The following is a 19207-nucleotide window of genomic DNA, read 5'->3' on the forward strand; positions in this document are numbered from 1 at the left end:
CATCTGACTCCAGACGCAACACCTAGATAATAAGCCCTCAATAGCATGGCTCATGCAGCTTTAATAATTTCAATATGAGATTATGGAGTTAGGGACTTTGCAAGCAGTGCTATGGTGCCTTTTGTCCTTGCCTCAGCCTCCCCAGCGCGACGCCAGTTGCTGCAACAGATTGGCCTCAACCCAATTGTTCAACCAAGTGACTTTGATGAATCGGTTATTCAAGCCGCAACGCCGACAGAACTCGTGCGATTGCTGGCACGGTGTAAAGCAGAAACCGTGGCTCAAACCTACCCACCCCCGGCCTTAATTTTGGGCTGCGACTCTGTATTGGTGCTGGGGGGAGAAATTTATGGTAAGCCTGCCTCAGCAGAGGTGGCGATCGCCCGCTGGCAGCGAATGCGCGGTCAAACAGGAGAGCTGCTCACCGGTCATGCCTTGATTGATCTGGGGCAGGGCCGCACCTGTGTTGAGGTGGAGTCCACCCAAGTCGTTTTTGCGGATATTAGCGATGCCGAAATTGCTGCCTATGTCGCTTCTGGTGAACCTCTGGCCTGTGCAGGCTGTTTTGCCCTTGATGGCCAAGGCGGTGCCTTTGTCGAGAAAATTATCGGTACCCCCAGTAATGTGATTGGCTTGAGCCTACCCCTACTGCGGCGGATGCTGCTGAGTTTGGGATATACGCTTCAAGCTCTGCAAAGCGAGAAATAAAAAATTAGCCTAGACAAGTCTAAATGCTTAGGGTATGCTAGGAGATTGCGAGTTAAGGAACTGTCATGAACGCCCAAGACATTATTCGCTCGATTGAAGCGGAGCAAATGAAGACTGACTTGCCCGTGATTCAGGTGGGCGATCGCGTTCGCGTCGGAGTTAAAATTCAAGAGGGCGGCAAAGAGCGCGTTCAGCCCTACGAAGGAGATGTAATTGCCATGCGGGGTACAGGAATTAACCGCACAATCACGGTGCGTCGTGTCTTTCAAGGGGTGGGCGTTGAGCGCGTCTTTTTGCTACATTCGCCACGAATTGATAGTATAAAAGTAATCCAGCGGGGGAAAGTTCGCCGTGCCAAGCTCTACTACCTGCGCAACCTCGTGGGTAAAGCCTCCCGTATCAAAGCACGGTTTGATCGCCCTCTGTAAACAGTCTTGCGTCCTTAGTTCAGTTGGTAGAACGTCGGTCTCCAAAACCGGATGTCGGGGGTTCGAGTCCTCCAGGGCGCGTTCTCTAAACTCAATTAAACTCAATCAAGGCAATCTATTAATCTATCCTTGCTGTGTGGGTAAAGCCACTGGCTTCTGGCGATCGCTCCCCTGAAACTGCAGGGCAGTGCGTGCCAGTTCCAACAATTGCAGTTCAGGGGGATAATGCCGTTCCTGCTTGAGACGTTGAATGTCCTGTTTCCCCAGTTGCCAGTGCAACCGTTTGGCCAGAGCCAGTAGAATATCGCCGCGATCAATGATGCCGGCCACCGCATCCGCAGGGGTTAAAACCGTAACAAAGCGTTGCTGTTGCTCCTCTAGGGTACAAACGGTCTTGGCGAGGGAATCGGCTTCTTTAACGGTAGCGATCGCCCGCAGGGGGACGGCTAATTCCTCCACAGGAGTAACTTCCCAGTGGCTGCGCTCCACATGGTTCAGGGCGTGGGGATCCAAATAGCCCCGATAGCGCCCCTCCGTGGCCACAAAGTAGGCCGTGGGCTGGCGATCGGCCAACAGCAGATAGCGATCGGCAAACTCCCGCAGCGACAGCGTTCCCTCAATAACGCGAAAATCCCGTGTCATGGCATCAGCCGCCGTCAGGGTGAGCAGTGCTTCTTGAAGCTGGCTGAGGCGATGGTAAAGCGTGGCATTTTGCAGGGCAAACCAACCCAACAGCGCCAACCACAGCCCATTGCCACTGCCAAGGAGGGTGACAAAGAGACCAAAACTAATGGCCAGCCAGCCCAAGACCTGTCCCGATCGCGCTGCCCAGCGCATCCCCTGAAAGCGATTGTCCGTTAATTTCCAAACGGCGGCCTTGAGCACTTGACCCCCATCGAGGGGAAGACCCGGCAAAAGGTTAAAGACCCCCAAGACAAAGTTGATATTGGCCAAATGGTGCAATAGTTCGTGAAGGAGATCCTCCCGCGGCAGGGTTGCGGCTGTCCCCTGTAACAGGAGAAAGAGGGCAAAGCTGACCAACGGCCCGGCGATCGCCACCTGAAACGCTTGACCGGGGGTATTGGATTCTCGCTCAATAGCCGCCATGCCCCCAAAGAGAAAAAGGGTAATCGAGCGCACCGTAATCCCTTGGGAGCGCGCCACTAAGCTGTGTCCCAACTCGTGAAGGAGCACCGAGGCAAACAACAGCAGCGAGACCACAAACCCGATTAGCCATACCCCTGCCCCCCACTGTGGATAGGTGGCCTGCCAGTCACTGCCATTGAGAAATGTAAACAACAAAATGACGAAAAACCACGAGCGATCAATATACAAGGGAATGCCAAAGACACGCCCCACCTGCCAACTTTGTCCCATGCCGACCTCGGTGCATTGTGCTCTCTCTCTATTATCGCCTCAGAGTCTAATAGCGTGGGGCTTAACAATAATTCATGTCTCAAATGTTACCCTTTCCCCTTTGTCCTAAGATAAAGGAAACGCTGCTAGAGGAGCATGTGGTGTCCCAAGCTGCCTTACTGGTGTCTGCCAATGGCTATATGTTAGACGTGACCTTTGATTTCCTTTGGCAGAGGGTGCAGGAGTTTATCTCCTATTTGCTGGGGGCATTGTGTCTCGCGCTGCCACTGAGTCTTTTCCTGAGCCTGATTGGCTACTGGTTCAGTGTCACCTTTGGAATACCAGTCCTACCTTTTGTTTTGATTGTTGTCTAGTGTTGTGGGGAGCTGCGTATGTGGGGTTTACTCATTACTTGGATTGTCACCAGTATTAGCTTGTTTATTGTGTCGCGCCTGCCGTTTCTGGGCGTAGAAATTGATAAATTTGCAACGGCCTTGTGGTCAGCGATTGTTTTTGGCCTGTTGAATGCCACCTTGGGAGCAGTTTTGAAATTCTTCGCCTTTCCTTTTATTTTTCTCACGTTTGGCTTGGTTGCGCTGATTATTAATGCAGCCATTTTTGCCCTTGCCGCTGCGTTTGTAGAGGGGTTTACCCTACGCAATGGCTTTTGGAGTGCCCTCTTAGGCTCCATTGCCCTCAGTCTCGTCAATTCAGTTTGCTTTAGCCTACTCGGTCAGGCAGGTCTGCTGTAGGGTAGCTGAATAGCCGCGAGGGGTAATCAGCCAATCCCGAAAGCGGCGGGTGCTGGCATTGCCAATGAGCACCAAGCTGAACATATCCGCCGTTTCCGGTTGGAAGGCGCCAAGGGTTGTGAGGGTAATCTGCTCCTCAGGGCGGTAGGCGGCACGAACGATTGCGACTGGGGTTTGGGGCAAGCGGTATTCTAGAAAAATGGCTTTGGCCTTGACCAGTTGGTGCTGGCGATCGCGCGAACGGGGGTTGTAGAGGGCAGTTACAAAATCCGCTGCCGCCGCTGCCCGTAGGCGCTGCTCAATAACCGCCCAAGGGGTCAGGCGATCGCTGAGGCTAATGGTGCAAAAATCGTGCATTAGGGGCGCTCCTAGACGAGCCGCCGCAGCATTGACGGCACTCACTCCCGGAAACACCTCCACTGGGAGGTCGTTAATCCCTGCCTCTGCCAATAGCTCCAGAACCAGCCCCGCCATGCCGTAGATGCCACAGTCTCCGGAAGACACCACCGCCACATTCAACCCCCAGCGGGCCAGATCAATCGCTGCTTGGGCGCGTTTTCGCTCTTGGGTAATTCCATAGGCCGCCACCATCTGTCCGCTTCGCCGCAGGGGAGCAAGCAATTCGAGGTAAAGTTCGTAGCCCACAAGAATATCGGCGGCCAAAAGGGCAGAGCGTGCTGCAAGGGTCAGTTGGTCTAATGCTCCTGGCCCAATACCAATGAGGCTAAGGGAACCTTGACGGGGAATGAATTCTCGCTGTGCTTGGGCAATGGCGATCGTCACCGCACCGGGTTCCCCCCCTTGACGATAGATCTGTTTGGGTACGATTAAATGCCCCCCATCACTCGCTAGAACTGCTGCGGCTTCAGCCACACTGGGGGTTCCCATTTCTGCCGCCACAATTGCCGAGGGGGTGGGGACGGCAACACGCGCCAATTCTTGGGCGGGAAACCAGCGGCTTGGCCAATCATGGGCTTGAGCCACCTGATATAAACCCACTTCATCGGCTTTGCGATCAATACTGGCAATACCCGCGATCGCCAGCGGGCTTAACCCGGCTTGGGCAAGGGTCTGATCAATGGCCTGCTGGATCAGGGCTGCCGAGGTTCCCCGTTCACAGCCGATGCCTAGCCACAGTACCCGTGGGTGCCAAGCCACACTTGAGGTGAGGGAGGAGGGTAACGCTCTTTCCGTAATCCAAATAGCATTTTCTGCAGGAGGAGCGCTGACAAACTCAACGGCTTGAGGGGGATTCAAAGCCGTACGCCACAGAGAACTCCCGCAGGTTTGATAGACGCGCAGCGGCTTTCCTTGCGCCTGTTGGCGGGCAATGGCATTCCAGTCTCCCGCTCCCCGTTGCCACCCCAAGGCCGTCCCCCAGCAATCCACGGCAAAATAACCTTGGGCATGACTTGCTCCTGTGAGAATCGGCGTTGCCCCAATGGCGGCACTGAGGACTTGACACAGGCGATCGCCCCCCGCCCCATGCCCACCGAGCAAACTCACCATCCACCGGCCATCCTCAGACAGGACGCAAACCGCCGGGTCTTGCCTTTTGTGGGTCAAAAGGGGGGAGATCAAGCGAACCACCGCACCGCAGGCCAAGGTAAAGATCCAAGCCCGATAGTGGCACCAGCATTCTTGCAGATGAACCGCCAGGGGGCGAGCGTAGGTTTGTACCCCAGGGTGCTCTAAATGGCTGGGTACCCAGATGCTCAGGGGAATCCCTGCGGCAACAATCCGTTGGAGTTGCAACAGTCCTTGACTCGTGGGGGCGATCGCCCCAATGGGTTGGAAATTCTCTAGCAGTGGCATGAATTAAACATCAAACTGATAGCGCACCGCCCCTGTTTCTGGATCATTGAACACATGGGCATAGCCGAGCCGCTGAGCCTCAAACAGTAACTCCTCAACCTGCTTGGCATCAAAACCGGTGTACAGAGCAGCCTGCGCTGCAGAGAGAACTCCCCCCTGCTCTTTGGCCACTTGGAGTAAGCGGTGCAACGGGGTTGGGGTCGAGCTAGGAGCCTCAGCCTGTTCTGCCAGTGCTAAATACCGCCCCTTCAAGTATGTATTGCGCTGATCTACCATCCCCGGAATCAAAAACAAATCAATGAATTGGGCAAACCCACAAAGGCCAAAGGTGATCAGGTACACAATCCCGACCACCGGCTGACCGACATAAAAGCGCTGTAGACCACAGATTCCCATTAGGCCGGCGCACCAGAGCAGATAGGCCACTCCCACGTTCAAGAAGCTTGGCGGGGGCTGACCTTGGAGAGGATAGGTTCCACGGCGGCGGAATGAGCCCATAACTTTCTTTTAGGAGGATTCTACTATTCCTCATCCTAGCCTAAGTTTTTCCAGAAGCACTGCAAGGATGGGCGATCGCCCCCCAAAAGAGGCTCCTAAAAATTCGGCTGATGGCGAATCAAGTTCAAAAACTCCTCACGGGTCTTTTGATCCTCCCGAAAGACCCCCAGCATCGAACTGGTGACCGTCCAAGAGCCGGGCTTTTGCACACCGCGCATCACCATGCACATGTGGCTGGCTTCCATGACCACCGCCACACCCTTCGGATCGAGAACCGTTTCAATGGCCTCGGCCACTTGACGGGTCAGGCGCTCCTGCACTTGCAGCCGCCGCGCATACATTTCCACAATCCGCGCCAATTTGCTGAGGCCAATCACCCGCTGGTTGGGGATGTAGGCCACATGGGCTTTGCCAATAAAAGGCAACATGTGATGCTCACACAGGCTAAAGAAGTTAATGTCGCGCACTAAGACCATTTCATCGTGGCCTTCATCAAAAATCGCGCCGTTGACAAGGGCTTCAAGGGATTGACGATAGCCACTGGTGAGAAATTGCATGGCCTCAGCAACCCGTTTGGGGGTTTTGAGCAATCCCTCGCGATCCGGATCCTCACCCACATTCAGCAAAATTGTGCGCACTGCGGCCATGATTTCTTCCTTGGCAACCTCTGGGGGGGGTGGGTGGGGAACCGCTTCTTTGCCTTGGTGGGTGTTGCGATCCGGCAGGATCGCCGGCGTGGCCGCTTTACCGTTAATGATTGAATCGGGCATATTGAACGTTGTCATAGAAAGAGTGACAAGTATAAGGACAAAAGGAGCTTAGAGGGTTCCGCCAAGGGGCATGACCACTAGCTCTTCAACAAAAGCCGTTTGCGGCAATTGAGTCGTGTACAAAATCGTGTTAGCAACGTGTTCAGGGGTGAGCATCCCCGTGCGGTCAAAGTCTCCAGCTACACCTTCCCAAATGGGGGTATCAACGGCGCCGGGACAGATGGCAATCACGCGGATACCGTGGGCGCGTTCTTCGGCCGCCATTGTTTTGGTTAGAGCCATGAGGGCAAACTTCGAGGCACAGTAGGCGCCCCAGTGGGGAAAAACTTGGCGTCCAGCAATTGAAACAACATTGACTATCGTACCGCACTGGCGCGAGCGGAATTGCGGCAGCACTGCTTGGGAGCAAATAAGGGCACTGGTGAGGTTGACATTGAGCATCTGCTGCCAGTCCGCCAAGGGTTGATCAATGAGGGGAACGGTTCTGGCCATGCCGGCATTGTTCACCAGCACATGGACATCCCCAACCCTAGCGAGAATCTCATCAAGGCGCGATCGCAGGGGTTCAGGATCGCTGAAGTCCACGCTAAAGGTATGGGCTTCAACCCCACAGGCCACCACTTGGGCATGGACGGCAGCCAGTTTGGCGGGCGATCGCCCCAACAGCACCACATGAAATCCCGCTTGGGCAAAGGCAATAGCTGTGGCTGCCCCAATGCCGCTGCTGGCGCCGGTAATTAAAACTTGCTGGCTCATACCGCTTCGCTAAATACCCCCATGCGTCGGAACTTCTGGTAACGCAACTCCCGCCGTTCACTACTGCTGAGGGTCTGCACTTCAGCTAGATTCCTTAGCAAAGCCGCTTTCAGGTTTTCCGCTGCCTCTACGGGGTTGCTATGGGCCGCCCCCACCGGTTCCGGCACAATTTCATCAATAATCCCTAGCTTTAGGAGGTCGCGAGCCGTAATTTTCAGGGCTTCCGCCGCTTGGGGCGCTTTTTGGGCATCGCGCCAGAGAATAGCAGCGCAGGCTTCTGGGGGCGCCACACTATAGACGGCATGTTCAAACATCAGCAGGCGATCGCCCACCCCAATGGCCAAGGCACCGCCAGACCCGCCTTCGCCAATCACGGTGCAAATAATCGGCACCTCAAAGCGAAACATCTCCCGCAGATTATGGGCAATGGCTTCCCCTTGGCCAAACTTTTCCGCTTCCACCCCCGCCCAGGCCGCTGGCGTGTCAATAAAGGTGAGGATGGGCATTTGAAAGCGGTTGGCGTGCTCCATCAGCCGCAGGGCTTTGCGATAGCCCCCCGGCGACGCCATGCCAAAATTGCGCGCCACATTGTCCTTGGTATCCCGCCCCTTTTGCTGACCTAACATCACCACCGGCCGGCCATTCAGTCGCCCAATCCCTCCGACAATAGCAGGGTCATCACTGCCGCAGCGATCGCCATGGAGTTCAATCCACTCTTCACTAATGGCTTGAATGTAATCCAACGTGCTGGGACGGCGCGGATGGCGAGCCACCTGTAGCGTTTGCCCAGGGGTCAGCTTACTGAAAATTTCATAGCGCAGTTGCTTAGCGCGCTCCTCCAATTCACGGATTTGCTCCGAGACATCAACGCCAAACTCCGAGGACTTATCCCGCACCTGCTGAATTTGGGCTTCTAGCTCCACGAGGGGCTTTTCAAACTCCAACAGAAGCGTGCGACGTTCGTTTGCCATAGGCGATTGGATTCCTTTTGGTTTTACTGAGGGTTCAACAGGAGTGGCTTAAATCCGTGTTTGCGGGAGACTTCGCCGATTTGCTCCATCTTTTCGACGGTAATTTGATTGCGTCCCCAAGAAAAATTGGTGTGCCAGCCCTCAAAGTCTAACAGCATAGCCTCGGCAAAACAGGCAAACATCTGCCGCGAGGGCACTTCCATATTCACAATTTCCATAATTTTCCAGTCAATATCGAGGGCGTGTTCGACAATGCCACCGTTAAGGACATGAATCTCTGGGTGCTGGATTTTGGTGCCCATATTTTTGGGGTAGCCGCCATCAATCATCAGCGAGGGGCGCTTTAACTGCTCAACGCTCAGCTCAATTCCTTTGGGCATACTGGCCACCCAAACCACAATATCCGCCAGGGGCAGTGCGTCCATCAGGTCGAGAATTTTGCCCCGTCCCAACTCGGCTTGGAGATCTAGCAGGCGATCGCGATTGCGGGCCACCAGTAACAGGTCTTGGACATCCAAGCGACGATTCAACCAACGGCAGACAGCACTGCCAATATCTCCCGTCGCCCCACAGACAGCCACAGTTGCTTGACGCAAATCAATCCCCACTTGCGGCGCCGCCTCCTCAATTTGTTGGCAGATGATATAGGCCGTGTGGGTATTGCCCGTTGTGAAGCGGCGAAAGTCTAGCTCAATGTTGCGCACATGGGACATTTTCTCCAGATTAAAGTTCTCAAAGATGATCGAGGAGAAGCCCCCCAAGGCTGTAATGTCAATGCCGTGCTTTTGGGCATGAGCCATGGCGTTAATGATTTTGCGAGTCGCTGCCTTTATCCGCTGGTTGGCCAGCATTTCCGGCAAGAAGCAGGACTCAACGTATTTGCCGTAGATAGTTTTGCCCGTTACACTCGTCACCGTAATCTCATCGACGATCTGGGGCGGCGCCATACACCAAAATTCCAAGCCCTGATCGGCATATTCGGGATAGCCTAACCGATAAGCCACAGCTTGGGCGTGCTCCAGACTTGTCAGATGACCAATTAATCCAAACATACAAACGGACGGTGACTAAAATGTAACGATATATTAAGTCACCATTATGCCGCAGTTAGGCCATACACCGACATCTTCATAATTTCGCGGGTGGTAAAGCCAATATTCTCCAGGGCGCCGCTGTACTGAATCATGAAGTCTTCTACGAGGGCATCTTTTTCCATCCCGAGCACTTTGGCATCCGCTTCCACTTGGTTGAGCATCTTCCAGACTAAGGGCAGGTTGGCGCGATTAGCTGCTTCGATTTCTGCTTTGACCGTCTCGAAGTTTTCCTTCAGCCAGATTTCGCCAAAGTTGAGGTGGCTGTATTCATCCTTGACCACACCCTCAGTAATTTTGCGGGCAAAGGGATCCGCCATTGGAATGTAGATGTTGTAAGCGGCGATCGCAAAGCACTCAATGATTAGAGCCTGAATAAGAAGGCAACTGGCAATTTTCCCCTCTGCCAGTGCGGCTTGGAAGTTTCCACGCAGTTGGGCAAAGAATTCTTGGGCAAAGCCCATGTCTGGCGTCACGCTGAGGTTGCGACCACAGGCTTCAAACCCCTTTTTGTGGCGGGCTTCCATTTTGGCAAGACGGGTGAGTTCTTCTTGGTGTTGTGGCAGCAGCTTGGCTAGGTCAATGTAATTGTCGTGAGCTTGCTGTTCACCTTCAATGACAATGGCGTTGATGCGACTGTAGGCATCCCTGTAGCGATCGCTATGGTAGTCCAACTCGGGTGTAGCGGTAGCCGTTGTCATTGTGAACTCTCCTAAGCAATTTATTAGAGGTTATTGAGACATCAGAGTTTCTGTTATCATACCGCAGCAGCGATCCCTTGACGAGGGGCAGCGTGGCAGAGATTTTTGAGTTCCTGAATAGGTGAATCTCTATGCACCCATAGGGCTAAAAGCTCCCCCGATTGTTTGGAGGGGGTGTAGGAGGCGCTACCGCCTGGATAGGACCATTGTAGTCAATGCGAATCATCGGATTGCTGGGGTCGGGATTGACCGTGACGATACTTTCAATGGTTGGCGGTGCCGCAGGTGGCCCCCCTAGAAAGCGAAAGGTAAACGTCCCATCGCCATTGTCCACGTAGGGGGATTGACTGGCAGGCCCAAACATGGATGCCTCAGCGCGGTAGCGACTCAACCCGCCATTGGCTCGCTCTGCTGCCTGCCGTGCCCAATTCCGTGCCCGCTGTAGGACGGGATTATCCACCCCAAAGGGATTAAAGGTTTTCCGGGGCGGTGGCTCTGTCTGTGCCAGCACCGGACTTATACCTGTCAACGCGCACGTTAGAATTAGGCTGAAGGTCAGGGGGCGAAAAGACATCAACGAAAACTCCACTCCTAAACTTTGCTTTGGCAGTTACGTACTCTTTAGGGGACGAGCAACTCAATGTTTCAGTTCCAAGAGCGATGAGCTAACCATTGTATTCTTGCTTTTGTAGAGAAGTCCGTAATAGACGGATGCCTCGCCCCTATTGATACAATGGGGAAAGTGATAGGCTAAAACGATTGAACGCACAGCAGTGCGCCATCTACAGTCTAAAGGGCATAACCTGAGTCAACACTATGAGTGATGAAACCATAACCAATCCTGCTGCTGAAGCCCAAAAAGGCGAAGTTACTCCCGATGTTGTTGAGAATCGTGCAGAAGCCGCCCCAAGCGAAGAGGCTCAAGCGTCTGAAGCGGCTTCTCCGGATACTCCTACGGATGCAGCGGAATTGCTAGAGAAAATTGCTGCCCTTGAAGCTGCCAAGGCGAGTCTTTCGCAGGTGGTGGAGGAGCGCAATAATCAATACATGCGCCTTGCCGCTGACTTTGAAAACTTCCGCAAACGCACCCAGCGGGAAAAAGAAGAGCTAGAGCTACAGATCAAGTGCAGTGTCATTGCGGATTTACTGCCTGTGGTGGACAGCTTTGAGCTAGCCCGCACCCACATTCAAACCGAAACAGAGGCGGAAGAAAAAATTCACCGCAGCTATCAGGGGGTTTACAAGCAACTGGTGGAGTGCCTCAAGCGCATTGGTGTTTCGGCCATGCAGGCCAAGGGCAAGCCCTTTGATCCCAATCTCCACGAGGCAGTGCTGCGGGAAGCAACAAATGAACACCCGGAAGGCACAGTAATTGAAGAACTGAAGCGGGGGTATATGCTGGGCGATCGCGTGTTGCGGCATGCCATGGTCAAAGTGGCTGCTCCCCCTGAAGAGGGGGGTGCTGGTGACACGAATCCCACCAATGATGTGACGGACGTATAGGGGCACTTCAAGGGAATGCCACGCCACTACTACATCACCACCTTTGGCTGCCAAATGAACAAGGCAGACTCCGAGCGGATGGCCGGGGTCTTAGAAGCCATGGGCCTAGAACCGGTCGCTGAACCGGATGACGCCGATGTCTTGCTCTACAACACCTGCACGATTCGCGACAACGCGGAGCAGAAGCTCTATTCTTACCTAGGGCGGCAGGCCAAGCGCAAGCATCAAGACCCCAACCTAACGCTGATTGTGGCCGGTTGCCTGGCTCAACAGGAGGGAGAGCAACTGCTGCGGCGAGTTCCTGAGGTGGATTTGGTGATGGGGCCACAGTATGCCAATCGCCTTGGTGAACTGCTGGAGCAGGTGTGGCAAGGGCAGCAAGTGGTGGCAACGGATCCGCTGCACATTGTGGAGGACATTACCAAACCCCGCCGCGATAGCACGGTCACCGCTTGGGTCAATGTGATCTACGGCTGTAATGAACGCTGCACCTACTGTGTGGTGCCAGCAGTACGGGGACAGGAGCAATCTCGCCGCCCCGAAGCAATCCGCGCTGAAATTGAGGAACTGGCGGCGCAAGGTTACAAGGAAGTGACGCTCCTCGGCCAAAACATAGATGCCTATGGCCGCGATTTGCCGGGAATTACCCCAGAGGGACGGCGACAGCACACGTTCACGGATTTGCTTTACTACATCCACGATGTGCCTGGGATTGAGCGGATTCGCTTTGCCACCAGCCATCCCCGCTACTTTACGGAGCGCCTGATCCGCGCCTGTGCCGAACTTCCCAAGGTGTGTAAGCATTTCCACATTCCTTTTCAGTCGGGAGATAACGAGATTCTCAAGGCAATGGCGCGGGGCTATACCCGCGAGCGGTATCTGCAACTCATTGAAACCATTCGCCGCTATATGCCGGATGCCGCCATTAGTGCCGATGCCATTGTGGGTTTCCCCGGCGAAACGGAAGAGCAGTTCCAGCGCACCTTGGATTTGGTGGCAGAGGTGGGTTTTGACCAACTGAATACGGCAGCCTATTCCCCGCGTCCAAATACGCCAGCGGCCACTTGGGAAAATCAGGTGCCCGAAGAGATTAAAGAAGATCGCCTGCAACGGCTGAATCATCTGGTGGCGGCGATCGCCAAGGAGCGCTCCCAACGCTATCTCGGACGGGAAGAGGTGGTGCTGGTGGAGGGAGTCAATCCCAAGGATTCGCAACAAGTCTATGGGCGCACCGATGGCAACCGCCTCACGTATCTGCCCGGCGACATCGAAACCTTACGGGGACAACTGGTGCGGGTTCGGATTATCGAGGCACGAGCCTTTAGCCTGAGTGGCGTGCCCCTTGCAGAGCATTCGTTGGTTGGCTCTTAGATCGCGCAAATGACTTCCTTGCGGCAGAGGGTGGGATCGACGTAGGGCAACATCGGTTTATCGCCGACATAAATCCCCAGTCCCTGGGCGGTGCGAATCAAAAAGCTATCGGGATCCACATGGCGCGGGGATTTAGCGACCACATCGGCAATGGGGACGGTCGCCACCTGTCCTGCCTGCCATGCCACCATCCGATCAAATGTCCCCTGGGCTGCAAGATCTACAGCAGTATGCCCCATGCCTGCTGCCAGTAGCCGATCCATGGCCATGGGAGCACCCCCCCGCTGAATATGACCCAGCACCGAGACTCGCAATTCAATCGGGACGGGACTATACTGGGCAATTTTGTCGGCAATATAGTGGGCAATACTGGAATAGTGGCAATGGTTGGCGTCTTGCTCTAGGGGTTTGGCCCCTTCGGCAACCACAATGAGGGCAAATTTACGTCCCCAGCGATCGCGCAACTTCTGGAGATGCTGGCAAATACCTTCAATGGAGTAGGGAATTTCTGGAATCAGGATGATATCGGCGCCCCCAGCAATTCCTGAATAGAGCGCCAAATGACCAGCGGTACGCCCCATCACTTCCACCACAAATACGCGGTCATGGCTAGCGGCGGTGGAGGTAATCCGACTCAGGGCTTCGACGACGGTATTGACAGCGGTGTCAAAGCCGATGGCGCGATCGGTGAGAGCCACATCGTTATCAATGGTTTTCGGCACCGCAAGGAAGTTCCAGTTTCCCTTCTGGGCCAGTTGATGCAAAATTTTCAGGCTGCCATCGCCACAAATGGCAATGAGGGCATCCAAGCCCAACTCATTGTAGCCGGCAATAACTTCATCGGCATGGCCAAGGGTATCGCCCTTATTGATTGCTCCGAGAATTGTTCCTCCCATGTTGAGCAATACATCCATGCCACCGAGACCCTCTGCATTGAGGGGAACTGCCTTACGCTCAATTAGCCCTTGGGTGGCGTGGAGAATGCCCAGAACCTCCCAACCGTAACTTAAGGTGGCATGGGCAACAATGGCACGGATGGCCGTATTTAGACCTGGGCAATCTCCGCCACTGGTGAATACACCCAGTCGTTTGCGGCTGCTACTCATGGATGATTTACTCCCTGTGTGAACAGTTGTTGTGGCTTGAAAGCCGACCTCTGCGCCTAACAAGGGTAATGTCAACATCCTAGCGAAGCTCAATCCTCCTTGACTGCATGAGTTAAGAGGTCGCAACATCCGTAGGCATCCCTGAACTTTGCAGAGGGGCGTAGCTGATTGAGGGATCGATTAGACTAAATGATCTATGGAAATTCCTCACCTACACCCCGAGACCATTGAAGCGGTGCGCCAAGCGGTCAACATTGTGGATGTGGTGGCCGAGCATGTTGTTTTACGCAAGCGGGGGCAAGAATACGTTGGCTGCTGTCCGTTTCACGAGGAGAAAACCCCCAGTTTTACCGTAAATCCTATCAAGGGAGTTTACTACTGTTTTGGCTGCGGTGCTGGGGGCAATGCCATCACGTTTCTGATGGAGCTGCAAAAGCGCTCCTTTGCGGAGGTGGTACTGGAACTTGCCCAACGGCATCAGATTCCGGTGCGCACCCTCGATAGTGAGCAAAAACAGGCACTCCAAGCTCGCCTTTCCCTCCAAGAGCAGCTCTATGGGATTCTGGCGATCGCCACCAGTTTCTATGAACATGCCCTGCGGCAACCCATCGGCCAAGCGGCGCAAGACTATTTACGGCGGCAACGTCATCTGCAGGAGGACACGATTCAGCAATTTCGCCTGGGCTATGCACCTGCGGGTTGGCAAGGACTCTATACGTACCTTGTGGAGCAAAAGGGATACCCTGCCCGTTTAGTGGAACAGGCGGGCTTAATTGTGCCCCGCCAGACGGGAGATGGCTACTACGACCGCTTTCGCGATCGCCTGATGATCCCGATTATGGACGCCCAAGGACGGGTGGTGGGGTTTGGCGGTCGTACCCTCAGCAACGCAGAGCCGAAGTACCTCAACTCCCCAGAGACCCCCATCTTTAACAAGGGGCAGCTCCTCTTTGGTCTTGATAAGGCACGCCAAGCCATTGTCCAAAAAGACCAAGCCATTGTGGTTGAGGGCTACTTTGATGTCATGGTGCTGCACCAAGCGGGCTTTACCCAAGCGGTGGCCAGTTTAGGCACTGCCCTTAGTCAAGCGCAAATTAAGTTGCTGCTGCGCTATACCGAGTCGAAGCGAATTATTCTCAACTTTGATGCCGACCTCGCGGGACAGCGGGCTGCCGATCGCGCCATTGGCGAGGCTGCGGATTTAGCCTATCGTGGCGATTTGCAACTGCGCATTCTCACCTTACCGGCGGGCAAAGATGCGGCCGACTTTTTTACAGAGGCCGGCGAATCCCTAGAGGCACGGCGCGATCGCTACCAAACTCTTTTGGATCAAGCGCCCCTCTGGCTCGATTGGCAAATTCAGACCATCCTGCAGCAGTACGATCTCGACCAAAGTGATCAATTTCAGCAGGCCAGCCAAGCCCTGAGCCAACTTTTGGGTAAGCTCCCCAACGCCACACTGCGCAGCCACTACATTCACCACTGTGCTGAGCTACTGGGACGCCATGATAGTCGCTTTGTCCTGCGCCTTGAAGAATCCCTGCGCCAACAGGTGCGGGGTCAACGCTGGCAGGGGCGATCGCAAAAATGGCAACGTCCAGGGGACTATAATTTGCGTCGAGCGGCGGAAGAACAGCTACTGCGCCTCTACCTCCACCGTGGGGAATATCGTCCCCTGATTCGGCAAACGCTGCAAGCACGGGAGATTGAATTTAGCTTCTCTCACCATCGCTGGCTGTGGCGGCAGATCTTGGCCATCGAAAAAGAACACTGTGCGGGTCTGCCTGCACCGGATGATCCCTATACCGCTGAGTGGCCCTTGCCTTCACCCACCGAGACGGGAACACAACTGACGGACTTGGATTTGGTCACGCATCTTTTTGATCGCCTAGATGAAGTAGAAGATGCTTCTCTAATCACTCCACTACTCCATTTAGACGAGACCACTGCCGTCAGTCTCGATCGCCCCGAATTGGTCATTCAAGCCGCCACCGCCGCCCTTGAGCGCATTGCCGTTGAAAAGCGATGTCGCTACATCCTGCAGTCTTTGCAGCAGACGGTTGCCTTGATTTTAAGTGAATCCTCCGCCAGTGAAGCCCTACGCCACTATTTGGATCGCTTACTCGCCGATAGCAACAGTGAGATTGACGATATTCCCGGTGTGGCACCAGAGCGGCTACGACACCTTGAACAACTTCGCCGTGACTACTACCAACATCGCCAATATCTCCAGCAATTAGATCAGCAGCGCTGCCCTTCCTTGGCGATGATCCGTGGCCATTCCGAGGACTCATTGTCCTAGGTAAGCTCTCAAGACTTCAGGATTGGTTTGAACCTCACTGGGAGGGCCATCCACAAGATTTCTCCCCTCTGCCAAGACCCAGATGTGCTGACATAGGGACATTACCACGTCCATATTATGTTCGATAATCAGAAATGTGACGCCCTCCTGATTCCAGCGGACAATGTGCTCGCAAATTTGATTAATCAAGGTCGGGTTGACGCCGGCGGCTGGCTCATCCAAGAGCACCATGCGGGGACGGTGCATCATCACCCGCGCCATTTCGAGGAGTTTACGTTGACCTCCCGACAAGGCACCGGCATAGTCATTGGCCTTAGCGGCTAGCCCCACAGACTCCAGAATTGCCCACGCCCGTTGCCGCAGTTCCTGTTCCTCTTGGCGGATGCGCAGGGGTTGTAGCCAAATATTCCATAACTTCTCGCCGGTTTGTAGGGGGGCAGCTAGGAGCATGTTTTCCAAAACTGATAGACGTGAGAGCACGCGGGGCACTTGGAACGTGCGCAAGAGTCCCTGAAGCGCAACTTGATGGGGCGGTAGATGACTGATGGGAGCACCATCAAAGATCACACGGCCTTGATCGGGAGTGAGGAAATTGCACAGGAGGTTGAATAGGGTGGTTTTGCCCGCACCGTTGGGGCCAATGAGACCGGTGATGCTGCCGCGCACAACTCGAATGTCTGCATGATCCACCGCGCGAATGCCGCCAAAACTTTTGCACAGGCCCGTGGCCACCAGGAGGTCTGAGGGCAGGACTGGACTAACACTGCTAGAGACGGACACAAGAGAAGGTTCATCGACCAAGGCTGAGTTCCTCCTTTTTGCCCAAAATACCTTGGGGTCGCCACATCATCAAGAGAATGAGGACAAGGCCAATCAGCATCATCCGCAGCGCCTCTAGGCGCCCACCATCTAAGGGAATAAAGCGGGTCAGTGCAGTGTAGGCCCAAAAGAGGGCGGCGCCCAAAAGGGTACCCATGTTATTGCCGGCGCCTCCCAGCACGACAATTGTCCATGCCTGAAATGTAATTAGGGATACAAAGCCGTCGGGGTTAATAAATGTGAGCTGCCACGCATAAAAAGACCCTGCCACTGCCGCGATCGCTCCTCCCAATAGCAGCGATTGCATTTTATAGGCGAAGACATTTTTGCCTAAGGCCTTGGCCACCTCTTCATCTTCGCGGATGGCCTTGAGGACGCGTCCCCAAGGGGAATGGATTAAACGCTCCAATTGCCACACCCCCAAGGCCAATACCAGGATCAACAGCCACAACAGCCCAGCTCGGTAACTAAAATCCCATAAACCAAGGGTCAAGGCTTTGACCACTAGACCTACGAGGGCAGCAGCTAAGGTATTCAGCGCAATGGCAAGCACCGCCGCTTTTTCTGGGCGGCAGTAATGGCTCATAAGGGCGATCGCCCCACCCAGGGTCACCAATGTCAACACAAAAGGAAAAGTGGCAATTCCCCCTCCCAAGCTCAAGGGGAGCAATGCTGCCCACAGGCTAAGGGTACCGGCAACCAGCAAAGCGGTATAACCAGGGAGCAGCCAAGGGGGGCGCGATCGCCCATACTGCCGCTCTAACCAGTGCCACCATTGCCATGCCGCTACTCCAACCACCCCCCAAAAGAGGGCAATCATTCCCAACTTGGTCGGCACATTGGGATTAAAGTGAGCAAAGGGCAAGGGAAACCCATAGACACCGCGCCCGCCGCGGGTCAACCAATCTTCATTGAGGGCAATTAAGCGGACAATTTCTGCCATGCCGATCGTCACAATCGCAAGGTAATCTTCCCGCAATCGCAGTGTGGCAATCCCCATTAAGAAGCTGAGTCCCATGGCCAATACCACTCCTGCAAGGACAGCAAAGAACAGCGGCACGCCAGCAATACCCAATAAAATCGTGGTGTAGGAACCAATGGCCAAAAAGCCAACGTGGCCAAAGTTAATCAGACCCGTATAGCCCCAGTGCAAATTCAGCCCCAAGCTAAAGAGGGCAAAGGTGGCCGTGAAGATGCCAAGGGAAATGAGATAGCCGACCATCTAATTTAGAGCGTTGAAAGGGCGGTAGAGCTACACGGCGCTGTTGCGATCGCGCCGGTAGAGGAAGGAACCAAAATGAATATATTGTACACACCAATACTTGCACCTGTCCCTACGGAACAATTCGTTGTTTTTCTGGCACACTGGGGAACACACATTCACAAACTAAGAATGGGTGTCTAAAGCTGTGACCACCCATTTTGAACGGCAACTACAACGTCTGCGCAGTGACTTGCTGCGACTGGGAACACTGGTGGAAAGTGCCAGTTACTTGGCCTACGGCGTCTTAATTGAGCGGCATCTCCTCAGTGTTGAGCCGTTGATCCAAAGGGAGCAGGAAATTGACCGCAGTGCCCAAGAACTCAATCGCGAGGCGATTGCCCTGCTGACATTACAAGTCCCTGGGGCTGAGGATCGGCGATTTTTGGTTATGTTGTCACACCTCTGCCGCGATCTGGAGCGGATTGGCGATTATGCCCTTGAAATTGGCTGTGCCGGTCAAACGCTGCTGCGCTATCCACCTCCACCCTACCTTGAGGACATCGGCCTAATGTTCCAGCGATCGCAGCTGTTGCTGTCAGAGGCGCTCTCAGCCCTTGCCAACTTAAACGTAGAGGCGGGACTTGCCTTGGCCAACTGCGACGATGCAGTGGATACCGACTACCAACGCCTCTATGGGCGACTCTCTGCCCCCTTGATGCCCGAAGAGTCAGTGGAATTGCGCTTGATCCTGCTGCTGGTCATTCGCAACCTTGAGCGCATGGGTGATCATGCCACAGCCATTGGCCGGCGCGTCTGCTTCATTGTGCGGGGCGAAGATTTCTAGGAGAAATTGAGGTTTTCTGCTCACTGTAGACCCAATTGCGTCCACAACCTTTGAGAATAGAACTAGTCCTAATTCATAAGTGTTGTCGTGCCTATGCTCGAACCTGAGGATGGGCGTGCTGGGAGGTAAGGCATGAGGTTAAGCCGTCGTTCTTTTCTGTACGGTGCTGCGGCACTGACACTAATGCCATGGATTTGGCAAACTGCAGGCGG

20 protein-coding genes and 1 tRNA gene are annotated in these 19207 nt (G+C 54.4%); 9 read left to right on the top strand and 12 right to left on the bottom strand.

What is annotated here, in order from left to right; translation table 11 throughout:
- Positions 1 to 111: 111 nt before the first annotated feature.
- The 3 genes from Q0711_RS00720 to Q0711_RS00730 all read left to right on the top strand — a co-directional run bounded on the left by Q0711_RS00720 (position 112) and on the right by Q0711_RS00730 (position 1217).
- Complete coding sequence (locus Q0711_RS00720; protein ID WP_298611767.1) at positions 112 to 708, top strand: nucleoside triphosphate pyrophosphatase; 597 nt, start codon at positions 112 to 114, stop codon at positions 706 to 708.
- A gap of 65 nt (positions 709 to 773) precedes the next feature.
- Complete coding sequence (gene rplS / locus Q0711_RS00725) at positions 774 to 1136, top strand: 50S ribosomal protein L19 (protein ID WP_298611770.1); 363 nt, start codon at positions 774 to 776, stop codon at positions 1134 to 1136.
- 8 nt (positions 1137 to 1144) lie between these two features.
- Positions 1145 to 1217: transfer RNA gene (locus Q0711_RS00730), tRNA-Trp, on the top strand.
- A 42-nt stretch (positions 1218 to 1259) separates the two neighbouring features.
- Here Q0711_RS00730 and Q0711_RS00735 read toward each other — a convergent pair.
- Entirely contained in the window at positions 1260 to 2513 is a 1254-nt protein-coding gene (locus tag Q0711_RS00735) for a site-2 protease family protein (RefSeq protein ID WP_299041280.1), read from the bottom strand.
- Between the two features lie 74 nt (positions 2514 to 2587).
- Here Q0711_RS00735 and Q0711_RS00740 point away from each other — a divergent pair, with 74 nt between their 5' ends.
- The gene (locus tag Q0711_RS00740) at positions 2588 to 2866 is read left to right on the top strand and encodes a hypothetical protein (protein ID WP_298617957.1); all 279 of its coding nucleotides are present in this window, start codon (positions 2588 to 2590) and stop codon (positions 2864 to 2866) included.
- Between the two features lie 18 nt (positions 2867 to 2884).
- Positions 2885 to 3244: a phage holin family protein gene (locus tag Q0711_RS00745; RefSeq protein ID WP_298611779.1), complete on the top strand. Its 360-nt coding sequence runs from the start codon at positions 2885 to 2887 to the stop codon at positions 3242 to 3244.
- Here the strand turns inward: Q0711_RS00745 and cobJ are convergent.
- The 8 genes from cobJ to Q0711_RS00785 form a co-directional block, all read right to left on the bottom strand.
- A complete protein-coding gene (gene cobJ / locus Q0711_RS00750) occupies positions 3218 to 5059 on the bottom strand; it encodes a precorrin-3B C(17)-methyltransferase (RefSeq protein WP_298611782.1) in 1842 nt (613 codons plus the stop codon). The two genes, Q0711_RS00745 and cobJ, sit on opposite strands and share 27 nt — an antisense overlap.
- 3 nt (positions 5060 to 5062) lie before the next feature.
- A complete protein-coding gene (locus Q0711_RS00755) occupies positions 5063 to 5557 on the bottom strand; it encodes a TM2 domain-containing protein (RefSeq protein WP_298611787.1) in 495 nt (164 codons plus the stop codon).
- A 95-nt stretch (positions 5558 to 5652) separates the two neighbouring features.
- Positions 5653 to 6327, bottom strand: a complete 675-nt coding sequence (folE, locus tag Q0711_RS00760; protein WP_298617954.1) for a GTP cyclohydrolase I FolE — start codon at positions 6325 to 6327, stop codon at positions 5653 to 5655.
- 48 nt (positions 6328 to 6375) lie between these two features.
- On the bottom strand, positions 6376 to 7083 hold the full coding sequence (locus tag Q0711_RS00765; protein WP_298612354.1) for an SDR family oxidoreductase: 708 nt from the start codon (positions 7081 to 7083) through the stop codon (positions 6376 to 6378).
- Positions 7080 to 8054, bottom strand: a complete 975-nt coding sequence (locus tag Q0711_RS00770; RefSeq protein WP_298612351.1) for an acetyl-CoA carboxylase carboxyltransferase subunit alpha — start codon at positions 8052 to 8054, stop codon at positions 7080 to 7082. The genes Q0711_RS00765 and Q0711_RS00770 overlap by 4 nt, the downstream gene beginning before the upstream one ends.
- Before the next feature lie 23 nt (positions 8055 to 8077).
- On the bottom strand, positions 8078 to 9106 hold the full coding sequence (locus tag Q0711_RS00775) for a long-chain acyl-[acyl-carrier-protein] reductase (RefSeq protein ID WP_298612348.1): 1029 nt from the start codon (positions 9104 to 9106) through the stop codon (positions 8078 to 8080).
- 44 nt (positions 9107 to 9150) lie between these two features.
- A complete protein-coding gene (locus tag Q0711_RS00780) occupies positions 9151 to 9846 on the bottom strand; it encodes an aldehyde oxygenase (deformylating) (RefSeq protein WP_298612345.1) in 696 nt (231 codons plus the stop codon).
- Positions 9847 to 9991: 145 nt separating this feature from the next.
- On the bottom strand, positions 9992 to 10357 hold the full coding sequence (locus tag Q0711_RS00785) for a hypothetical protein (RefSeq protein ID WP_298612342.1): 366 nt from the start codon (positions 10355 to 10357) through the stop codon (positions 9992 to 9994).
- Between the two features lie 305 nt (positions 10358 to 10662).
- Here Q0711_RS00785 and grpE point away from each other — a divergent pair, with 305 nt between their 5' ends.
- Together grpE and miaB are read left to right on the top strand one after the other, a co-directional pair.
- Positions 10663 to 11349 (top strand): nucleotide exchange factor GrpE, encoded by a 687-nt coding sequence (gene grpE, locus Q0711_RS00790; RefSeq protein WP_298612339.1) that lies wholly within the window; start codon positions 10663 to 10665, stop codon positions 11347 to 11349.
- A 15-nt stretch (positions 11350 to 11364) separates the two neighbouring features.
- Positions 11365 to 12720 carry a tRNA (N6-isopentenyl adenosine(37)-C2)-methylthiotransferase MiaB gene (gene miaB, locus Q0711_RS00795; protein WP_299041285.1) on the top strand — a complete coding sequence of 452 codons (1356 nt, stop codon included), beginning with the start codon at positions 11365 to 11367 and terminating at the stop codon, positions 12718 to 12720.
- On the opposite strand, the gene Q0711_RS00800 is transcribed toward miaB, so the two are convergent.
- A complete protein-coding gene (locus tag Q0711_RS00800; protein WP_298612369.1) occupies positions 12717 to 13826 on the bottom strand; it encodes an ATP-dependent 6-phosphofructokinase in 1110 nt (369 codons plus the stop codon). The genes miaB and Q0711_RS00800 overlap by 4 nt on opposite strands.
- A 196-nt stretch (positions 13827 to 14022) precedes the next feature.
- Between Q0711_RS00800 and dnaG the strand changes: the two genes are divergently transcribed.
- Positions 14023 to 16128 carry a DNA primase gene (gene dnaG, locus Q0711_RS00805; protein WP_298612332.1) on the top strand — a complete coding sequence of 702 codons (2106 nt, stop codon included), beginning with the start codon at positions 14023 to 14025 and terminating at the stop codon, positions 16126 to 16128.
- Here dnaG and Q0711_RS00810 read toward each other — a convergent pair.
- Complete coding sequence (locus Q0711_RS00810; RefSeq protein WP_366519070.1) at positions 16117 to 16929, bottom strand: ABC transporter ATP-binding protein; 813 nt, start codon at positions 16927 to 16929, stop codon at positions 16117 to 16119. The genes dnaG and Q0711_RS00810 overlap by 12 nt on opposite strands.
- Positions 16919 to 18169 carry a branched-chain amino acid ABC transporter permease gene (locus Q0711_RS00815; protein ID WP_298612326.1) on the bottom strand — a complete coding sequence of 417 codons (1251 nt, stop codon included), beginning with the start codon at positions 18167 to 18169 and terminating at the stop codon, positions 16919 to 16921. Before Q0711_RS00815 ends, Q0711_RS00810 begins: the two co-directional genes overlap by 11 nt.
- 187 nt (positions 18170 to 18356) lie before the next feature.
- On the opposite strand from Q0711_RS00815, the gene Q0711_RS00820 reads away from it, so the two are divergent.
- Positions 18357 to 18995, top strand: a complete 639-nt coding sequence (locus Q0711_RS00820) for a PhoU domain-containing protein (protein ID WP_298617951.1) — start codon at positions 18357 to 18359, stop codon at positions 18993 to 18995.
- The last annotated feature ends 212 nt before the right edge of the window (positions 18996 to 19207 follow it).

Source organism: uncultured Thermosynechococcus sp., assembly GCF_937958135.1.
Classification (GTDB): domain Bacteria; phylum Cyanobacteriota; class Cyanobacteriia; order Thermosynechococcales; family Thermosynechococcaceae; genus Thermosynechococcus.

Coding starts and splice junctions, on each gene's coding strand:
- Q0711_RS00720 (WP_298611767.1), top strand. CDS start 112: ATGGTGCCTTTTGTCCTTGCCTCAGCCTCCCCAGCGCGACGCCAGTTG.
- rplS (WP_298611770.1), top strand. CDS start 774: ATGAACGCCCAAGACATTATTCGCTCGATTGAAGCGGAGCAAATGAAG.
- Q0711_RS00735 (WP_299041280.1), bottom strand. CDS start 2,513: ATGGGACAAAGTTGGCAGGTGGGGCGTGTCTTTGGCATTCCCTTGTAT.
- Q0711_RS00740 (WP_298617957.1), top strand. CDS start 2,588: ATGTCTCAAATGTTACCCTTTCCCCTTTGTCCTAAGATAAAGGAAACG.
- Q0711_RS00745 (WP_298611779.1), top strand. CDS start 2,885: ATGTGGGGTTTACTCATTACTTGGATTGTCACCAGTATTAGCTTGTTT.
- cobJ (WP_298611782.1), bottom strand. CDS start 5,059: ATGCCACTGCTAGAGAATTTCCAACCCATTGGGGCGATCGCCCCCACG.
- Q0711_RS00755 (WP_298611787.1), bottom strand. CDS start 5,557: ATGGGCTCATTCCGCCGCCGTGGAACCTATCCTCTCCAAGGTCAGCCC.
- folE (WP_298617954.1), bottom strand. CDS start 6,327: ATGCCCGATTCAATCATTAACGGTAAAGCGGCCACGCCGGCGATCCTG.
- Q0711_RS00765 (WP_298612354.1), bottom strand. CDS start 7,083: ATGAGCCAGCAAGTTTTAATTACCGGCGCCAGCAGCGGCATTGGGGCA.
- Q0711_RS00770 (WP_298612351.1), bottom strand. CDS start 8,054: ATGGCAAACGAACGTCGCACGCTTCTGTTGGAGTTTGAAAAGCCCCTC.
- Q0711_RS00775 (WP_298612348.1), bottom strand. CDS start 9,106: ATGTTTGGATTAATTGGTCATCTGACAAGTCTGGAGCACGCCCAAGCT.
- Q0711_RS00780 (WP_298612345.1), bottom strand. CDS start 9,846: ATGACAACGGCTACCGCTACACCCGAGTTGGACTACCATAGCGATCGC.
- grpE (WP_298612339.1), top strand. CDS start 10,663: ATGAGTGATGAAACCATAACCAATCCTGCTGCTGAAGCCCAAAAAGGC.
- miaB (WP_299041285.1), top strand. CDS start 11,365: ATGCCACGCCACTACTACATCACCACCTTTGGCTGCCAAATGAACAAG.
- Q0711_RS00800 (WP_298612369.1), bottom strand. CDS start 13,826: ATGAGTAGCAGCCGCAAACGACTGGGTGTATTCACCAGTGGCGGAGAT.
- dnaG (WP_298612332.1), top strand. CDS start 14,023: ATGGAAATTCCTCACCTACACCCCGAGACCATTGAAGCGGTGCGCCAA.
- Q0711_RS00815 (WP_298612326.1), bottom strand. CDS start 18,169: ATGGTCGGCTATCTCATTTCCCTTGGCATCTTCACGGCCACCTTTGCC.